Origin of the sequence: Paramesorhizobium salinisoli (assembly GCF_003335045.1) — a bacterium.
Classification (GTDB): domain Bacteria; phylum Pseudomonadota; class Alphaproteobacteria; order Rhizobiales; family Rhizobiaceae; genus Paramesorhizobium; species Paramesorhizobium salinisoli.
Genome location: NZ_QOZG01000083.1, coordinates 1 through 1165, shown reverse-complemented (window position 1 = coordinate 1165; position 1165 = coordinate 1). Strand labels below are relative to the sequence as shown.

2 protein-coding genes are annotated in these 1165 nt (G+C 57.6%); both read left to right on the top strand.

Features of this window, described 5'->3' with window-relative positions; genetic code table 11:
- The first annotated feature begins 11 nt into the window (after nt 1-11).
- Nucleotides 12-143: a zinc-binding dehydrogenase gene (locus DUT91_RS27665; protein ID WP_114443052.1), complete on the top strand. Its 132-nt coding sequence runs from the start codon at nt 12-14 to the stop codon at nt 141-143.
- A 128-nt stretch (nt 144-271) separates the two neighbouring features.
- Nucleotides 272-1165: MBL fold metallo-hydrolase (locus tag DUT91_RS24990; RefSeq protein WP_147272306.1), on the top strand; the 894-nt coding region annotated here is incomplete at its 3' end.

Sequence of the window (1165 nt, the reverse complement as noted above, 5' to 3'; positions counted from 1 at the left end):
TGCGACGGATCGTGGACGTAATAGGCGAACGCGGGATAAAGGTTCTGCTGGATCGGAAGACACCGGTGAACAGCTTTACGGAGGCGTTCGCGCACCAGGCATCGGGCCGGGCTCGCGGCAAAATTATCATCATCTTCGATTAATCTACGAGGCTGCAGTCGGCACCCCGCTGCGGCCTTGATGGCTTTGTCATCAGCAAGGCGATTCCCAAGGGCCTCGCGATCGACCTGCGAGCGCAGATACGGAAGCGGCAGAGCATAGGAGAAGTGCCATGCAAACTAGCGATAGCTTAAGCTCCGACAGACGACAGCTACTGAAGATGGCTGTCTTGACTGGAATGGCCAGTGCGACTTCATCGCCCGCTGGCGCCCAACAGGAGGTGACTTTCGCACCCCCGGTGCGGCCGATGCCAACGGTGGATACGCGGTACCCGGCTGAAATGGCGCCTGGGGTGTTCATTGTGCCCGACAAGCGCATCCCGCTCGTACCGAACATCGGGATCATCGTTGGCACGGAAAGTGTGCTTGTCGTTGATTGTGGCCTCGGTATCGACAGCGCCGAAAACGTCCTCCGCTTAACGCGGGAACTCGCGCCGGGACGACGGATAATCCTGACCATAACCCATGCTCATCCAGAACACGGCTTCGGCGCCCAGGTTTTTAAGAACGACGCGCGCATCTATTACAACCGTTCGCAGGCTGACTATTTCCAGCGTTCAGGCGAGACCTTGCTCGGCGGCTTCAGGTCTAGCATTCTGCCCCAGTCCCAGAAGCATCTGCTGGATGGGGTCGTTCTGACGCCGCCACACGAAACCTACGATACCCCGCAATCAATGCTTGATCTTGGCGGTCGAGAGGTCCAGTTAAAAACGTGGGGTACCGCTCACTCTCCCGGAGACCAAATCGTCTACCTTCCGCGAGAGGCCTTCTTGTTCGGAGGCGATCTGCTCGAAGAGCGGATGTTCCCGATCGTCCCCTTTTTTCCACCGATGATAAAGGTTGAGGATATAGACCTCGGGAAATGGGAGGGCGCGCTTAGCGACATAGTCAAATTGCGGCCACGTCTGATCGTCCCGGGCCATGGAAACCTTGGTGGCGTCGAAATCCCTGAGGCGGTACTTGCTTACTTTCAATCCGCCCGTGAGATCGCACGAAGCAAGGACTAT